Here is a 14,228-nt window from a genome sequence, read left to right on the forward strand (position 1 = left end):
CCACGGCGAACGCGAGATGCAACCGAGATCCGGAGGTGCGCTATTCCCGTTTCCGCCGAACCATGCGCATGCATGCGCCTCGTGGCGGAGGCGGGCCGGTCAGCGGACGATATCGCGGACCGCCGACACCGCGTCGGCGAGGGCGGAGGCGGCGCCGTCGACGTCGTCGTCGGTGGCGTCCGCACCGAACGAGAAGCGCACGGCCGTGCGCGCGAGGTCCGGATCGAACCCCATCGCGGTGAGCACGTGCGACGGCTCGTCGCTGCCGGCAGCGCACGCCGAGCCGCTCGAGACCACGACATCGCGACGTTCGAGCTCGAGCAGGACCGCCTCACCCGCGGTCCCGGGGAAGACGTAGGAGACCGTCCCCGCCAGACGGCGGTCGGGATGCCCGGTCGGCGTGGCCGTCGGCACCGTCGAGGCGACCCGGGCGCGGAACCGCTCCGTCAGCGCCGCCACGCGCGCCGCGGCATCCGCGCGGTCGGCCTCGGCGAGCCGCAGGGCCGTCGCGAACGCCACCGCGCCGGCCACGTTCTCGGTCCCGGACCGTCGGCCCCGCTCCTGGCCGCCGCCGTGCAGCACCGGCTCGAGCGGGAGGCGTCCGCGCACGACGAGCGCGCCCGTGCCCTTCGGCGCTCCGACCTTGTGCCCGGCGAGCGACAGCGCATCGACCCCGAGCGCCCCGATCGAGACCGGCAGCCAGCCGGCCGCCTGCACGGCGTCGGTGTGCATGACCGCCCCCGCCGCGTGCGCCGCGGCGGCCAGCTCGGCGACCGGATTGACGGTGCCCACCTCGTTGTTGGCGAGCTGCACCGACACCAGCGCGGTGTCGGGCCGGATGACGCGCTCGAGCGCCGCCGTCGTGACCATGCCCGTCGCATCGACCTCGACCTCGTCGACCTCGAACCCGTGCAGGCGGCGCAGGGCGTCCGCCGCCGCGATCACCGCCTCGTGCTCGACCGGCGAGACGACGACGTGTCGGCCGCGCGGATTCGCGAGCGCGAGCCCCTTCACGGCCAGGTTGTCGGCCTCGGTGCCGCCCGACGTGAACACCACGTCGCCAGGTCGGCAGCCGACCACCGCCGCGACTTCCTCGCGCGCCCACGCGAGCGCCCGCGCCGCCTCCTCGCCCAGGCCGTGCCGACTCGACGGGTTGCCGAACGCCCCCGTCAGGAACGGCCACATCGCCTCGACGGCCTCGCGGCGCACCGGGGTCGTGGCGGCGTGGTCGGCGAAGATCACGGCGACCCCTCGGCCGCGGCATCCGCCGGCTCGGCACCGCTCGCCTCGATCGCCACGTCGAGACCGAGGTCGAGCGCTCGCGCCGAGTGGGTGAGCGCGCCCACCGAGATCACGTCGACCCCGGTCGCCGCGATCGCCGCGACCGTGTCGAGGTTCACGCCCCCGGAGGCCTCGACGATCGCCCGGCCGGCGATGAGCTCGACGCCCGCCCGCAGGTCGTCGAGCGAGAAGTTGTCGAGCATGATCGTGTCGGCGCCGCCCGCGAGCACCGCCTCGATCTGGTCGACGCGGTCGACCTCGACCTCGAGATGGGCGGTGTGCGGCATCCGCTCGCGCGCCTCGCGCAGCGCCGCGGCGAGGTCGGCCCCGCCCGCGGTGAGCACGGCGAGGTGGTTGTCCTTCGCCATGACCGCGTCGGAGAGCGACCGGCGGTGGTTGCGCCCGCCGCCGTCGCGCACCGCCTGGCGTTCGAGGCTGCGCAGTCCCGGCGTCGTCTTCCGCGTGTCGACGATGCGCGCGCGCGTGCCCGCGACCGCTTCGACGTACCGCGCGGTGAGCGTGGCGACGCCCGACATCCGCTGCACGAGGTTCAGCGCGATGCGCTCGGCGCGCAGGATGCCGCGGGCCGGGCCCTGCACGCGCGCGAGCACGTCGCCCGCCGCGAACCGGTCGCCGTCGGCGGCGAGCACCTCGACCGCGATGCGCGGGTCGACCAGCCGGAACGTCGCCTCGACCACGCGCGCGCCGCTGAACACGCCCGGTTCGCGCGCGACCATCTCCGCGGTCGCGGTCGCCTGCTCGGGGATGAGCGTCTCGCCGGTGAGGTCGCCCCACGGCGCGTCCTCGTCGAGCGCCATCGTCACGATGCGCTCGATCTCGCGGGGTTCGGTCATCAGGCGGCCTGCCTCTCGAGTGCGGGGACGGGGGCGTCGCGACGCGTATGGGCGCCGACGCTCGCGGTGCGGGCGAGTGCCGCGGCGGCCGTGAGCCGGGCGAGGTCGAGCAGGTTGCGGTCCTCGGCGGTGCGGCGGTCGACGACGTCGGGGGCGCGCCAGGCGTCGAGGCGAGCGGATGCCGCGGCGAGCCCGGCCGCGTCCCGCTCCAGTCCGACGTGCTCCCACATGAGCGCCTGCAACGCCTCGCGAACGACCACGGCGGCGCCCTCGTGCGTGTCGAAGGAGTTCCGCTCCGACACGCCGCGGGCCGCGGCATCCGGCCCGGCGTGTCCCGTCGGATCTCCTGCAGCCGGTACGGACGCGGGAACGGCGGCCGCCGAAGCGAGGTCGCGCGCCGCGCGCTCGGCGAACACCGCGCCCTCGAGCAGGGAGTTCGAGGCGAGCCGATTCGCGCCGTGCACGCCCGTGCGGGCGACCTCGCCGACGGCCCAGAGGCCGGGCAGGCTCGTCCGCCCGTCGAGGTCGGTCGCGACGCCGCCCATCGCGTAGTGCGCCGCGGGGACCACGGGGACCGGCTCGCGGGACCAGTCGAAGCCCGCCGCGCGGCAGGCGGCGTCGATGCCGGGGAAGCGCCCCGCGAGTCGGTCGGCCCCGAGGTGCGTCGCGTCGAGGACGACGGGGGCGCCGCCCTGTTCGGCCATGCGACGCCACACGGCGCGCGCGACGACGTCGCGCGGCGCGAGCTCGCCGCGCGGGTCGACCTCGAGCAGGAACCGACGGCCCTCGGCGTCGCGCAGCACCGCGCCGTCGCCGCGCACGGCCTCGGAGATGAGGGGGGTGCCCGGGATCGCCAGCGCGGTCGGGTGGAACTGCACGAACTCGAGGTCGGCGACGACGGCGCCCGCGCGGGCCGCGGCGGCCACGCCGTCGCCCGTCGCCACGTCCGGATTCGTCGTATGCCGGTAGAGGCATCCGGCTCCGCCGGTCGCGAGCACGAGGGCGTCGGCCCGCAGCGTGACGACGGCGCCGCCGTTCACGGGCGACGCACCGCCCGCCCGACCCGCAGCGATCGCGCGGATCCCAACGACCCGACCGCCCTCGACGACGAGGTCGACGAGCGTCGTGTGCTCGAGCACGCGCAGCCCGCGTCGTCGCACCGTCCCGACGAGCGCCGCTTGGATCGCCGCACCCGTCGCATCCCCGCCGGCGTGCAGGATGCGTGCGCGCGTATGGGCCGCCTCGAGGCCGCGTGCGAGTCCGGAGTCGTCGCGATCGAACGCGACGCCGAAGCGGATGAGGTCGCGGATGCGCGCCGCGCCGTCGTCGGTGAGGACGCGCACCGCCTCCGAGTCGCCGAGCCCGGCGCCCGCGGCGAGCGTGTCCGCCGCGTGCCGCGCGGGAGCGTCGTCGGCGAAGATCGCCGCGGCGATGCCGCCCTGCGCCCAGCCGGTGGCCCCGTCGCCGAGGTCGGCCTTGGTCACGACGGTCACGTCGCATCCCGCCTCGGCGGCCCGGATCGCCGTCCACAGCCCGGCGATGCCGGAGCCGACGACGAGCACGCGGGTCATGTCAGGCTCCGACGGGCGCGGCCGCGGCATCCGTCGCCGCCGCGATGGTCGAGCCCGCGGGCACGGTGACGGATGCCGGCGGCTTCGCCGCGAGCATGCGCTCGAGGGCCACGCGGGCGGGCTCGGCGACGTCGTCGGCGACCTCGATGCGGTTGACGACGCGCCCGGCGACGAGCTCCTCGAGCACCCAGGCGAGGTAGCCGGGGTGGATGCGGTACATCGTCGAGCACGGGCACACCACCGGGTCGAGGCAGAAGATCGTGTGCTCCGGGTGCTCGGCGGCGAGGCGCTGCACGAGGTTGATCTCGGTGCCGATCGCGAAGGTCGAGCCGGCGGGCGCGGCCTGGATCGCCTTGACGATGAAGTCGGTCGAGCCTGCGGCATCCGCAGCGTCGACGACGGGCATCGGGCACTCGGGGTGCACGATGACCTGCACGCCGGGGTGGTCGCGCCGGGCCTGCTCGATCTGGTCGACGGTGAAGCGCTTGTGCACCGAGCAGAACCCGTGCCAGAGGATGACGCGGGCGTCCTGCAGTTCCTCCGCCGTGCTGCCGCCGAGCGGCTTGCGCGGGTTCCACATGGGCATGGCCTCGAGCGGCACGCCCATCGCCTTGGCCGTGTTGCGGCCGAGGTGCTGGTCGGGGAAGAACAGCACCCGCTGCCCGCGCTCGAACGCCCACTCGAGCACCGTGACCGCGTTCGACGAGGTGCACACGATGCCGCCGTTGCGGCCGACGAAGCCCTTGAGCGCGGCCGAGGAGTTCATGTACGTGACGGGGATGACGGGCACCCGGCCGGTCTCGTCGACGGCGGTCAGGTCGCCGTAGACCTCCTCGAGCTGCTCCCAGCACTCCTCGACGCTCGACGTGTCGGCCATGTCGGCCATCGAGCAGCCGGCGGCGAGGTTCGGCAGGATCACGGCCTGCTCGGGCCGGGAGAGCATGTCGGCGGTCTCGGCCATGAAGTGCACGCCGCAGAAGACGATCGCCTCGGCGTCAGGCTTCGACTTCGCGGCGTTGGCGAGCTGGAAGGAGTCGCCCGTGAAATCGGCGTGCTGCACGACCTCGTCGCGCTGGTAGAAGTGCCCGAGCACGACGACGCGGTCGCCGAGCGTCGCCTTCGCCGCGCGGACGCGCTCGTCGAGCTCGGCGGCGGACGCCTCGCGGTACTTGGCGGGCAGCGCGCCCTGGCGGGGTGCGCCGGCCGGGATCACGTCGCCCATGGACGAGCCCGGGCCGTATCCGGCCGGCCCGCGGTCGAACTCCCAGGGTCCGCGGGCGAGGTCGGGCGTGCAGGTCTCGCCGCGGGCTGCGCCGGTCGTGATCAGGCGGATGCTGCGGTCGACCGACGCCGCGTCGCGGATGCGCCGCTCGGCGTCGGCCGTCGTGACGGGAATGGTGGTGCTCATGGCGTGTCCTTGCTGTGCGTGCCGGGCCTGGGGGCGGGGGGTGCGGTGACGGATGCCGCGTGCTGCGGCGCCGCGGACGCCGGTGAGGGCGACGCCACGGGGGAGTGGGCGGGATCGAAGCGGTACAGGGCGGGCGGGCGGTGGCGCGTGCCGGCGAGGCGCTCACCGGTGTCGACGAGGGTGCCGGAGGCCTCCATGGTGCGGCGGAAGTTCGCGGCGTCGAGGCGCTTGCGGAGCACCGCCTCGTGCACGCCGCGCAGCTCGGCCATGGTGAAGGTCTCGCCGAGCAGCGCGTGGGCGATGCCCGAGTACTCGAGCTTCGTGCGGAGTCGGCGCAGGGCGTACTCGATGATCGCGGCGTGGTCGAAGGCGAGGTCGGGCAGGTCGTCCTCGTCGAACCAGCGCACGTTCTCGTCGGAGACCGCCCGCTCGACCTCGTCGGAGTGCACGAGCGCCCAGTACACGACCGAGACGACGCGCTCGCCGGGGGAGCGGTCGGGATCGCCGAACGTGTAGAGCTGCTCGAGGTAGCGCGGAGCGAGGCCCGTGGTCTCGTTGAGCGTGCGCGCGGCGGCCGCGTCGAGGGACTCGTGCACGGGCAGCCAGCCGCCGGGCAGCGCCCACCGGCCGAGGCCGGGCTCGCGCAGCCGGCGCACGAGCGGCACGCGGAGGCTCGGGCGCTCGACGCCGTCGCCGTCGGTCTCGGGCGAGAGGGCGAAGATGACCGTCGAGACGGCCAGGCGCGCCTGCGCGTCGTGCTGCGGCATCCGTTCACCCCTTCACCGTGGCCTTAGTGTCAAGATGACGCTAAGTACTGGCACCAGCTTACAGTCACCGTGACACGAACGCGAATCGGATGACGCCCGCCGCCCGGGAGCACGCAACGTGCGGCGGGTTGTAGACTGCGACGACAACCGCACATCGGGCCATCGACGCATCGCGGGAGAGCCGGCAGCCAACATCGCCGGCACCGAAGGAGCAAGCCTCCCCGCCAATCTCTCAGGTCGCATCACCGCGATGACCAGGCCACTCTGAAAAGCGGATGCCGCCTCCGGGCTGCCTCCCGCCGAAGGTGAAAGCAAGCTCCCCGGGGCGCGCGAAGCTCTCAGGCCCATGACAGAGGGGGAGTTCTCGAGCGGCGCACCGCCGCGCCATCGCGCGATATGGAGAACTCGTGACCGACGCAACCGGCACCACCGACCCCGGCACCGCCACCGAACGACGCAGCCCCCTCGACGAGGTGCACCGTGCGGCCGGTGCGTCCTTCACCGACTTCGCCGGCTGGCAGATGCCCGTGCGCTACTCCAGCGACCTCGCCGAGCACCGTGCCGTCCGCGAGCACGCCGGGCTGTTCGACCTGTCCCACATGGGCGAGATCCTCGTGGTCGGCCCCGAGGCCTCCGACGCCCTCGACTACGCCCTCGCCGGCAAGCTGTCGGCCATCGCCGAGGGCCAGGCGAAGTACTCGCTGCTGCTCGCGCGCGACGGCGGCGTCGTCGACGACCTCGTCGTGTACCGCACCGGCGAAGACCGCTACATGGTCGTCGCGAACGCGTCCAACCGCGAGGTCGTGGCCGAGGAGCTCCGAAACCGCACGTCGCCGTTCGAGTGCGAGGTGTTCGACGAGTCCGACGACGTCGCGCTCATCGCGCTGCAGGGTCCCGACGCGCTCGAGGTGCTGCAGGAGACCGAGGGCTTCGGCATCCAGGGTCCCGGCAACGACGACGAGGACTTCGACGCCGCACTCGAGGGCCTGAAGTACTACCGGGCGCTCGCCGCGGAGTTCGACGGCGAGCCCGTGCTCGTCGCCCGCACCGGGTACACGGGGGAGGACGGCTTCGAGCTGTACCTCTCGCCGGACCGCGCCGCGCGCCTCTGGGAGGCGCTGCGCGAGACCGGCGGTCCGCGCGTGGTGCCGTGCGGTCTCGCGAGCCGCGACACCCTGCGACTCGAGGCCGGCATGCCCCTCTACGGGCACGAGCTCTCGCGCGACATCCTCCCGGTGCAGGCCGGCCTCGGCCGCGTCGTGGCGCTGTCGAAGGAGGGCGACTTCGTCGGCCGCGCCGCGATCGAACAGGGTCCGGCCGACGGCGCGCCCGTGCTCGTGGGCCTCACCGCCGAGGGCCGCCGCGCCCCGCGCGCCGGCTACGAGGTGTACGACGGCGACGGCGACGACGCGCGCCGGGTCGGCGAGATCACCTCGGGCGCCCTGTCGCCCACGCTCGGCCACCCGGTGGCCATGGCGTTCGTGGCACCGGATGCCGCCGAGCCGGGCTCGCAGCTGTTCGTCGACGTGCGCGGCACGCGCATCGCGGCATCCGTCACCCCCCTTCCCTTCTACAAGCGCGGCGCCTGAGCCCCGCGCCACCGACCGCACCAGCACCGCAACCGGACCGCACGAGACCACGAGGAGCACCCCATGACCGACCGCACCGACCTGCAGTACACCGAAGAGCACGAGTGGGTGAAGGTCGACGGCGAGACCGTCACCATCGGCATCACCGACTACGCCGCCGAGAAGCTCGGCGACGTCGTCTACGTCGACCTGCCCGCCGCGGGCACCGCCATCACGTCGGGCACGGTCGTCGGCGAGATCGAGTCGACCAAGTCGGTCGGCGAGCTCTTCGCCCCCGTCGACGGCGAGGTCGTCGAGTCGAACCAGGCCGTGGTCGACTCGCCCGAGCTCGTCAACAGCGACCCGTTCGGCGAGGGATGGCTGCTCAAGGTGACCGCTGCGTCCCTGCCCAAGCTCCTCAGCCACGACGAGTACCGCGCCCTCACGGGCGAGTAGTCCGAACCCCGACCGAGGAAGACGATGACCGCCAGCACCTCACCGGCCTTCGATGTCGACGCCTTCGGGCGGCGCCACATCGGCACCACCCCCCGCGACCACGAGTGGATGCTCGCGGCGCTCGGCTACGACTCGCTCGACGCGCTCATGGACGCCGCCGTGCCGACCGCCATCCGCATGCAGGAGGTCGTCGACTCGGTGATCCCCGAGGCCGCGACCGAACGCGAGGCGTTGGCGGAGCTGCGCGCGCTCGCCGACCGGAACGCCGTGCGGACGTCGATGATCGGCCTCGGCTACTCGGGCACGATCACGCCCGCGGTCATCCAGCGGAACGTGCTCGAGAACCCGAGCTGGTACACGGCCTACACGCCGTACCAGCCGGAGATCTCGCAGGGGCGGCTCGAGGCCATCATCAACTTCCAGACGATGGTCGCCGACCTCACGGGTCTCGACACCGCCAACGGATCGATGCTCGACGAGGGCACCGCGGTCGTCGAGGGCATGCTGCTCGCGCGTCGCGCGTCGAAGTCGCGCTCGAACCGGTTCGTCGTCGACGCCGACGCGCTGCCCCAGACGCTCGCGCTGCTGCGTTCCCGGGCCGGTGCCGTGGGCATCGAGCTCGTCGAGGTCGAGCTCGACGAGACGACGGATGCCGCGGCGCTCGGCGAGCACTTCGGCCTCTTCGTGCAGTACCCGGGTGCCTCCGGGCGGGTCTGGGACCCGGCATCCGTCATCGCCGCCTCGAAGGAGCAGGGCGCGCTCGCCGTCGTCGCGGCCGACCTGCTCGCGATGGCGCTGCTCACGAGCCCCGGCGAGCTGGGGGCCGATGTCGCGGTCGGCACCTCGCAGCGCTTCGGCGTGCCGATGGGGTTCGGCGGCCCGCACGCCGGGTACATGGCCGTCCGCAAGGGGCTGGAGCGGCAGCTGCCCGGTCGCCTCGTGGGCGTGTCGCAGGATGCCGCGGGCCACCCCGCGTACCGGCTCAGCCTCCAGGCGCGCGAGCAGCACATCCGCCGCGAGAAGGCGACGTCGAACATCTGCACGGCCCAGGTGCTGCTCGCGGTGATGGCGTCGATGTACGCCGTGTACCACGGGCCGCGCGGCATCCGCCACATCGCCGTGACCACCGCGGCGAAGGCGGGATCGCTCGCCGACGCGCTGCGCGCCGCCGGGCTCGAGCCCGTGCACGCGTCGTTCTTCGACACGGTGCGCGTGCGCGTGCCCGGTCGCGCCGCCGAGATCGTCGCGGCCGCGCGCGAGGCCGGCGTGCACCTCTGGCAGGGCGACGACGACACCGTGCACGTGGCCGTCGACGAGACCACGACGGCCGCCGAGCTCGGTGCCGTCGCGCGGGCGTTCGGGGCGACGGATGGCGCGTTCGACGACGCCGTGCGCGAGCTGCCGTCGAGCCTGCCCGAGGCCCTGCGCCGCACCTCGTCGTACCTCGAGCACCCGGTGTTCAACACGCACCAGTCCGAGACGCAGATGATGCGGTACCTCAAGACCCTCGCCGACCGCGACTACGCGCTCGACCGCGGCATGATCCCGCTCGGCTCGTGCACGATGAAGCTCAACGCCGCGACCGAGATGCAGGCCGTGACCTGGCCCGAGTTCGCGAACCTGCACCCGTTCGCGCCCGAGGCCGACGTCGACGGCTCGCTCGAGCTCATCTCGCAGCTCGAGGGGTGGCTCGCCGAGGTCACCGGCTACGACACCGTCTCGCTGCAGCCCAACGCGGGCAGCCAGGGCGAGCTCGCGGGCCTGCTCGCGATCCGCGGCTACCACCTCGCCAACGGCGACGCCGAGCGCGACGTATGCCTCATCCCGTCGAGCGCGCACGGCACGAACGCGGCCTCCGCGGTCCTCGCGGGCATGCGCGTGGTCGTCGTCGCGTGCGACGAGCTCGGCAACGTCGACCTCGGCGACCTGCGCGCGAAGATCGCCGACCACGCCGACCGCATCGCCGCGCTCATGATCACGTACCCGTCGACGCACGGCGTCTACGAGCACGACGTGAAGGACATCACGAAGGCCGTGCACGACGCGGGCGGGCAGGTGTACATCGACGGGGCGAACCTCAACGCGCTGCTCGGCTTCGCGCGCTTCGGCGACGTCGGCGGCGACGTGTCGCACCTCAACCTGCACAAGACGTTCTGCATCCCGCACGGCGGCGGCGGGCCGGGCGTGGGCCCGGTCGCGGCGAAGACGCATCTCGCGCCGCACCTGCCCGGCCACCCCCTGGCCCAGCGCAACGCGCACGCGGGCGGGGTGTCGCACGACGGCGGTCCGGTCTCGGCGGCGCCGTACGGGAGCCCGTCGATCCTCCCGATCTCGTGGGCGTACGTGCGCATGATGGGCGCCGAGGGGCTCAAGCAGGCCACCGCGACCGCGGTGCTCGCGGCGAACTACGTCGCCACGCGCCTTCGCGACCACTTCCCGGTGCTGTACACCGGCGAGAACGGCCTGGTCGCGCACGAGTGCATCCTCGACCTGCGGCCCCTCACCGCCGAGACCGGCGTGACGGTCGACGACGTCGCCAAGCGGCTCATCGACTACGGCTTCCACGCGCCGACGATGTCGTTCCCGGTCGCGGGCACGCTCATGGTCGAGCCGACCGAGTCGGAGGACCTCGCCGAGCTCGACCGGTTCATCGAGGCGATGATCCAGATCAAGGCCGAGGCGGATGCCGTCGGGCGCGGCGAGTGGCCCGCCGACGACAACCCGCTGCGGAACGCCCCGCACACGGCGGAATCGGTCATCGCGGGGGAGTGGACCCACCCGTACACGCGCGAGCAGGCGGTCTACCCCGTCCACTCGCTCGTGCGCAACAAGTACTGGGCGCCCGTGCGCCGCATCGACCAGGCGTACGGCGACCGCAACCTCGTGTGCGCCTGCCCGCCCATCGAGGCATTCGCGTAGGCGTCACGCGCTCGCCGGGCGCGGCGCCACGTGGCGTCCGCGCTCGGTGGGCTCGGGGCGAGCGGATGCCGCGACCAGTGCGCTGCGGCGCGCGAGGACCCGCCGCTCCGCGGCGCGCACCTCCTCCTCGTCGTCGAAGCGTCGTCGGGTGCGTCGTGCGGCGACGCCGGCGGCTGCGAGCGCGTGTGCGAGGTCCATGGCCGATCCCTTCCGTCCGACCGCGCGCGGCGGTCCGAGGATCAGGGTGGTCGCGACCGCCTGCCGCCGGATCCGGACGGTCCCTCGAGCGACCCCCGGGAGTACACTGAGGATCTCTCGCACAATGGGGGTGCGCATGGTCCCGATCGATCTCGTCGCCGCGGTCGCGACGGTCGCCTTCGCCGGTGTCATGGTGGGTTGCACGCTCGCCGGATCCGGGTCGCTCGGACTGCAGCAGCGTGCAGGGCTGGTCGAGCGCCGCAATCCCGCGCTCGCCGAGGCACTGCGGCGCGCGGAGACCATGGGCGACTTCACCCGGGGGTTCGCGACCGGCCCCGAGGCGTTCTCGGCGGTCTGCACGCCGAGCCGGCGCAGCTGGATGGACGGGGCCCGCGTCCGTTCCGCGGACGCCGACCTGCGCGTCGAGCCGCCCGAGGAGGCGCTGCCGCCCATGCCGGCCACCGTCGTGGCCCTCGCGCGGGGCCGTCACGTCGCGGAGACGTCGCGGCCGCGGCATCCGTCGGCGCCGCCGGTGGCGCCTGCGGCCCGACCGCCGGTTCAGTCGGCCGGCGGAGCGAACAGCTCGGGCCACCAGCCGAGCGCCAGCGGGTAGCCGACGAACGACACGATGTCCAGGATCCAGTGGGCCACCACGAGCGGCATCGTGCGGCCCCAGCGGAGGTAGGCCCAGCCGAACACGACGCCCATGACGGCATTGCCGACGAACGCGCCGAAGCCCTGGTAGAGGTGGTACGTGCCGCGCAGGAGCGCGCTCGAGAGGATCGTCGCCCACGGCCCCACCCCCAGCTCGCGCAGGCGCGTGAAGAGGTAGCCGACTGCGATGACCTCCTCGACGAGCGCGGCCTTCAGCGCCGCGAGCACGAGGATCGGCACGGTCCACCAGTACGCGTCGAGCGACTGCGGCACGACCGCGACCGTGAACCCCAGGGCGCGACCCGCCGCGTACAGCGCGAGGCCGGGCACGCCGATGACCGCCGCGAGCAGCAGTCCGGATGCGGCGTCCCGCCCCGGTCGCGTGAAGTCCAGGCCGATCCGCCGGAACGGGTCGCGGCCCGGTAGCCACAGCAGGTAGAGGACGAGCGCCACCACGGCCACGCCGAAGATCACGTCGAGGAACTGGTAGGTGAAGTCGAGCCACTCGCGCGCCGCGCGCGACTGGTTGATCGCGGCCGACTGCTGGCCCAGCGGGCGCTCATCGGTCAGGCGCGCGACGATCGAGACGATGGAGTAGACCGCCGAAGCGCCGAGCGAGAGGGCCAGGACGATCGCGATCTCGAGCCGCAGGCGCCGCGACGGGGACATGCGGCAATCCTCGCACGACGCCGCGCTACGCAAGAATCGTGCGTTCGGCCGCGCTCATCTGAGCAGACCGGCCGTCCTAGATTGCGCCTCGGTAACGGTTCCGCCATCGGGTTTGCCTGACTGGGACGCGCTTATAGTCTCGATTCACCTACCAGCGCCCCCAGACCCGACCTTCGAGTCCTACCGACGCGAATCGTGCTGTCGTGCGCTCATCTCACAGGAGGAACATTGAAGATCAAGAGAATCGGCGTCGCAGCCATTGCTCTTGCGGCGGCCGGCGCGCTCGCGCTCTCCGGCTGCTCGACCAGCAACGAGCCCGCGGCACCCGAGGGTGACTCGTCCGCGATCATCACCACCAACGGCTCCGAGCCGCAGAACCCGCTGATCCCGACGAACACGAACGAGACCGGCGGCGGCAAGATCCTCGACTCCATCTTCGCGGGTCTGATCTACTACGACGCCGAGGGCAAGCCGGTCAACGACATGGCCGAGTCCATCGAGACCGAGGACTCGCAGACCTACACGATCACGATCAAGGAGGGCCAGGAGTTCACCAACGGTGAGCCCGTCACGGCCGAGTCCTTCGTGAAGGCGTGGAACTACGGCGCTGCGCTCGACAACGCGCAGCTCTCGAGCTACTTCTTCGAGTCCATCGAGGGCTTCTCCTACGACGAGAACGTCGAGGAGATGTCGGGCCTCGAGGTCGTCGACGAGCGCACCTTCGAGGTGACCCTCAAGCAGCCGGAGTCGGACTTCCCGCTCCGACTGGGCTACTCGGCGTACTACCCGCTGCCCGAGGCGGCGTGGGAGGACCTCGAGGCGTTCGGTGAGAACCCGATCGGCAACGGCCCGTACAAGCTGGCCGAAGAGGGCGCCTGGAAGCACAACGAGCGCATCGACCTCGTGAAGAACGAGGACTACCAGGGTGGCCGCCAGGCTGCCAACGGTGGTCTCGAGATCATCTTCTACGCGACGCAGGACGCGGCCTACGCCGACCTGCAGGGTGGCAACCTCGACATCATCGACGCCATCCCGGACAGCGCGCTCGCCACCTACGAGGACGAGTTCGGCGACCGCTCCGTCAGCCAGGCCGCGGCGATCTTCCAGTCGTTCGTCGTCCCGGACCGCCTCCCGCACTTCGGCGGCGAAGAGGGCAAGCTCCGTCGCGCGGCGATCTCGCACGCGATCAACCGCGAGGAGATCACCGACGTGATCTTCTCGGGCACCCGCACCCCGGCGAAGGACTTCACCTCGCCCGTCATCGACGGCTACTCGGAGGACATCCCGGGTGCCGAGGTCCTCGAGTACGACCCCGAGCGCGCGGTCGAGCTCTGGGAAGAGGCCAACGCCCTCAGCCCGTGGGAGGGTTCGTTCCAGATCGGCTACAACGCCGACGGTGGCCACCAGGCCTGGGTCGACGCAGTCGCCAACCAGATCAAGAACGAGCTCGGCATCGACGCGACGGGTGCTCCGTACCCGACCTTCGCGGAGTTCCGCACCTCGATCACCGACCGTGCCATCCAGACCGCGTTCCGCACCGGTTGGCAGGCCGACTACCCGTCGCTGTCGAACTTCCTCGCGCCGCTCTACCAGACCGGTGCCGGCTCGAACGACGGTGACTACTCGAACCCCGAGTTCGACCAGCTGATGGCCGACGGCCTCGGTGCGACCGATGTCGAAGAGGGCATCGAGAAGTTCCAGCAGGCGCAGGAGATCCTCTTCGAGGACCTCCCCGCGATCCCGCTCTGGTACTCGACCGTCAACGGCGCGTGGGGTGAGCAGGTGGAGAACGTCGAGTTCGGCTGGAACTCGGTGCCCCTGTACTACCAGGTGACCAAGAGCGAGGAGTAATTCTCGATCATGGTGTGAGGGGGTTTAGACTC

General features: G+C 72.6%; 12 protein-coding genes and 2 riboswitches. Of the genes, 5 read left to right on the forward strand and 7 right to left on the reverse strand.

All coding sequences use genetic code 11. From position 1 onward, the window contains the following. Positions 1 to 99 precede the first annotated feature (99 nt). Genes RH861_RS06775 through RH861_RS06795 form a run of 5 tightly spaced genes read right to left on the reverse strand, consistent with a single transcriptional unit; the run spans position 100 to position 5,881 of the window. Complete coding sequence (locus RH861_RS06775) at positions 100 to 1,242, reverse strand: cysteine desulfurase family protein (RefSeq protein ID WP_310520368.1); 1,143 nt, start codon at positions 1,240 to 1,242, stop codon at positions 100 to 102. Further along, positions 1,239 to 2,135 (reverse strand): carboxylating nicotinate-nucleotide diphosphorylase, encoded by an 897-nt coding sequence (nadC, locus tag RH861_RS06780; RefSeq protein ID WP_310520369.1) that lies wholly within the window; start codon positions 2,133 to 2,135, stop codon positions 1,239 to 1,241. Before nadC ends, RH861_RS06775 begins: the two co-directional genes overlap by 4 nt. Next, the gene (nadB, locus tag RH861_RS06785) at positions 2,135 to 3,706 is read right to left on the reverse strand and encodes an L-aspartate oxidase (protein WP_310520370.1); all 1,572 of its coding nucleotides are present in this window, start codon (positions 3,704 to 3,706) and stop codon (positions 2,135 to 2,137) included. The genes nadC and nadB overlap by 1 nt, the downstream gene beginning before the upstream one ends. Before the next feature lies 1 nt (position 3,707). Continuing rightward, positions 3,708 to 5,114: a quinolinate synthase NadA gene (gene nadA, locus RH861_RS06790; RefSeq protein ID WP_310520371.1), complete on the reverse strand. Its 1,407-nt coding sequence runs from the start codon at positions 5,112 to 5,114 to the stop codon at positions 3,708 to 3,710. Then, the gene (locus tag RH861_RS06795; RefSeq protein ID WP_310520372.1) at positions 5,111 to 5,881 is read right to left on the reverse strand and encodes an NUDIX hydrolase; all 771 of its coding nucleotides are present in this window, start codon (positions 5,879 to 5,881) and stop codon (positions 5,111 to 5,113) included. Before RH861_RS06795 ends, nadA begins: the two co-directional genes overlap by 4 nt. Before the next feature lie 163 nt (positions 5,882 to 6,044). After that, a riboswitch (glycine riboswitch) is annotated at positions 6,045 to 6,139 on the forward strand. Then, positions 6,140 to 6,244, forward strand: a riboswitch (glycine riboswitch). 44 nt (positions 6,245 to 6,288) lie between these two features. Here RH861_RS06795 and gcvT point away from each other — a divergent pair. The 3 genes from gcvT to gcvP all read left to right on the forward strand — a co-directional run bounded on the left by gcvT (position 6,289) and on the right by gcvP (position 10,824). Continuing rightward, entirely contained in the window at positions 6,289 to 7,470 is a 1,182-nt protein-coding gene (gcvT, locus tag RH861_RS06800; RefSeq protein ID WP_310520373.1) for a glycine cleavage system aminomethyltransferase GcvT, read from the forward strand. A gap of 63 nt (positions 7,471 to 7,533) precedes the next feature. Further along, the gene (gcvH, locus tag RH861_RS06805; RefSeq protein WP_067949426.1) at positions 7,534 to 7,905 is read left to right on the forward strand and encodes a glycine cleavage system protein GcvH; all 372 of its coding nucleotides are present in this window, start codon (positions 7,534 to 7,536) and stop codon (positions 7,903 to 7,905) included. Between the two features lie 24 nt (positions 7,906 to 7,929). Next, entirely contained in the window at positions 7,930 to 10,824 is a 2,895-nt protein-coding gene (gcvP, locus tag RH861_RS06810) for an aminomethyl-transferring glycine dehydrogenase (RefSeq protein WP_310520374.1), read from the forward strand. 3 nt (positions 10,825 to 10,827) lie between these two features. Here gcvP and RH861_RS06815 read toward each other — a convergent pair whose 3' ends face one another. Continuing rightward, positions 10,828 to 11,022: a hypothetical protein gene (locus RH861_RS06815; protein ID WP_310520375.1), complete on the reverse strand. Its 195-nt coding sequence runs from the start codon at positions 11,020 to 11,022 to the stop codon at positions 10,828 to 10,830. A gap of 136 nt (positions 11,023 to 11,158) precedes the next feature. On the opposite strand from RH861_RS06815, the gene RH861_RS06820 reads away from it, so the two are divergent. Then, positions 11,159 to 11,635: a hypothetical protein gene (locus RH861_RS06820; RefSeq protein WP_310520376.1), complete on the forward strand. Its 477-nt coding sequence runs from the start codon at positions 11,159 to 11,161 to the stop codon at positions 11,633 to 11,635. Here RH861_RS06820 and RH861_RS06825 read toward each other — a convergent pair. Then, positions 11,581 to 12,345, reverse strand: coding sequence for a CPBP family intramembrane glutamic endopeptidase (locus tag RH861_RS06825; protein WP_310520377.1), 765 nt, complete (start codon positions 12,343 to 12,345; stop codon positions 11,581 to 11,583). The genes RH861_RS06820 and RH861_RS06825 overlap by 55 nt on opposite strands. Positions 12,346 to 12,573: 228 nt before the next feature. Here RH861_RS06825 and RH861_RS06830 point away from each other — a divergent pair, with 228 nt between their 5' ends. Then, positions 12,574 to 14,196 carry a peptide ABC transporter substrate-binding protein gene (locus RH861_RS06830; protein WP_310520378.1) on the forward strand — a complete coding sequence of 541 codons (1,623 nt, stop codon included), beginning with the start codon at positions 12,574 to 12,576 and terminating at the stop codon, positions 14,194 to 14,196. Positions 14,197 to 14,228 lie beyond the last annotated feature (32 nt).

Source organism: Agromyces indicus (assembly GCF_031432295.1).
Taxonomy (GTDB): Bacteria; Actinomycetota; Actinomycetes; order Actinomycetales; family Microbacteriaceae; genus Agromyces; species Agromyces indicus.

Excerpts from the sequence above, each read along its gene's own strand:
- nadC (WP_310520369.1), bottom strand. The coding sequence starts at position 2,135 with ATGACCGAACCCCGCGAGATCGAGCGCATCGTGACGATGGCGCTCGAC.
- nadB (WP_310520370.1), bottom strand. The coding sequence starts at position 3,706 with ATGACCCGCGTGCTCGTCGTCGGCTCCGGCATCGCCGGGCTGTGGACG.
- nadA (WP_310520371.1), bottom strand. The coding sequence starts at position 5,114 with ATGAGCACCACCATTCCCGTCACGACGGCCGACGCCGAGCGGCGCATC.
- RH861_RS06795 (WP_310520372.1), bottom strand. The coding sequence starts at position 5,881 with ATGCCGCAGCACGACGCGCAGGCGCGCCTGGCCGTCTCGACGGTCATC.
- gcvH (WP_067949426.1), top strand. The coding sequence starts at position 7,534 with ATGACCGACCGCACCGACCTGCAGTACACCGAAGAGCACGAGTGGGTG.
- gcvP (WP_310520374.1), top strand. The coding sequence starts at position 7,930 with ATGACCGCCAGCACCTCACCGGCCTTCGATGTCGACGCCTTCGGGCGG.
- RH861_RS06815 (WP_310520375.1), bottom strand. The coding sequence starts at position 11,022 with ATGGACCTCGCACACGCGCTCGCAGCCGCCGGCGTCGCCGCACGACGC.
- RH861_RS06820 (WP_310520376.1), top strand. The coding sequence starts at position 11,159 with ATGGTCCCGATCGATCTCGTCGCCGCGGTCGCGACGGTCGCCTTCGCC.
- RH861_RS06825 (WP_310520377.1), bottom strand. The coding sequence starts at position 12,345 with ATGTCCCCGTCGCGGCGCCTGCGGCTCGAGATCGCGATCGTCCTGGCC.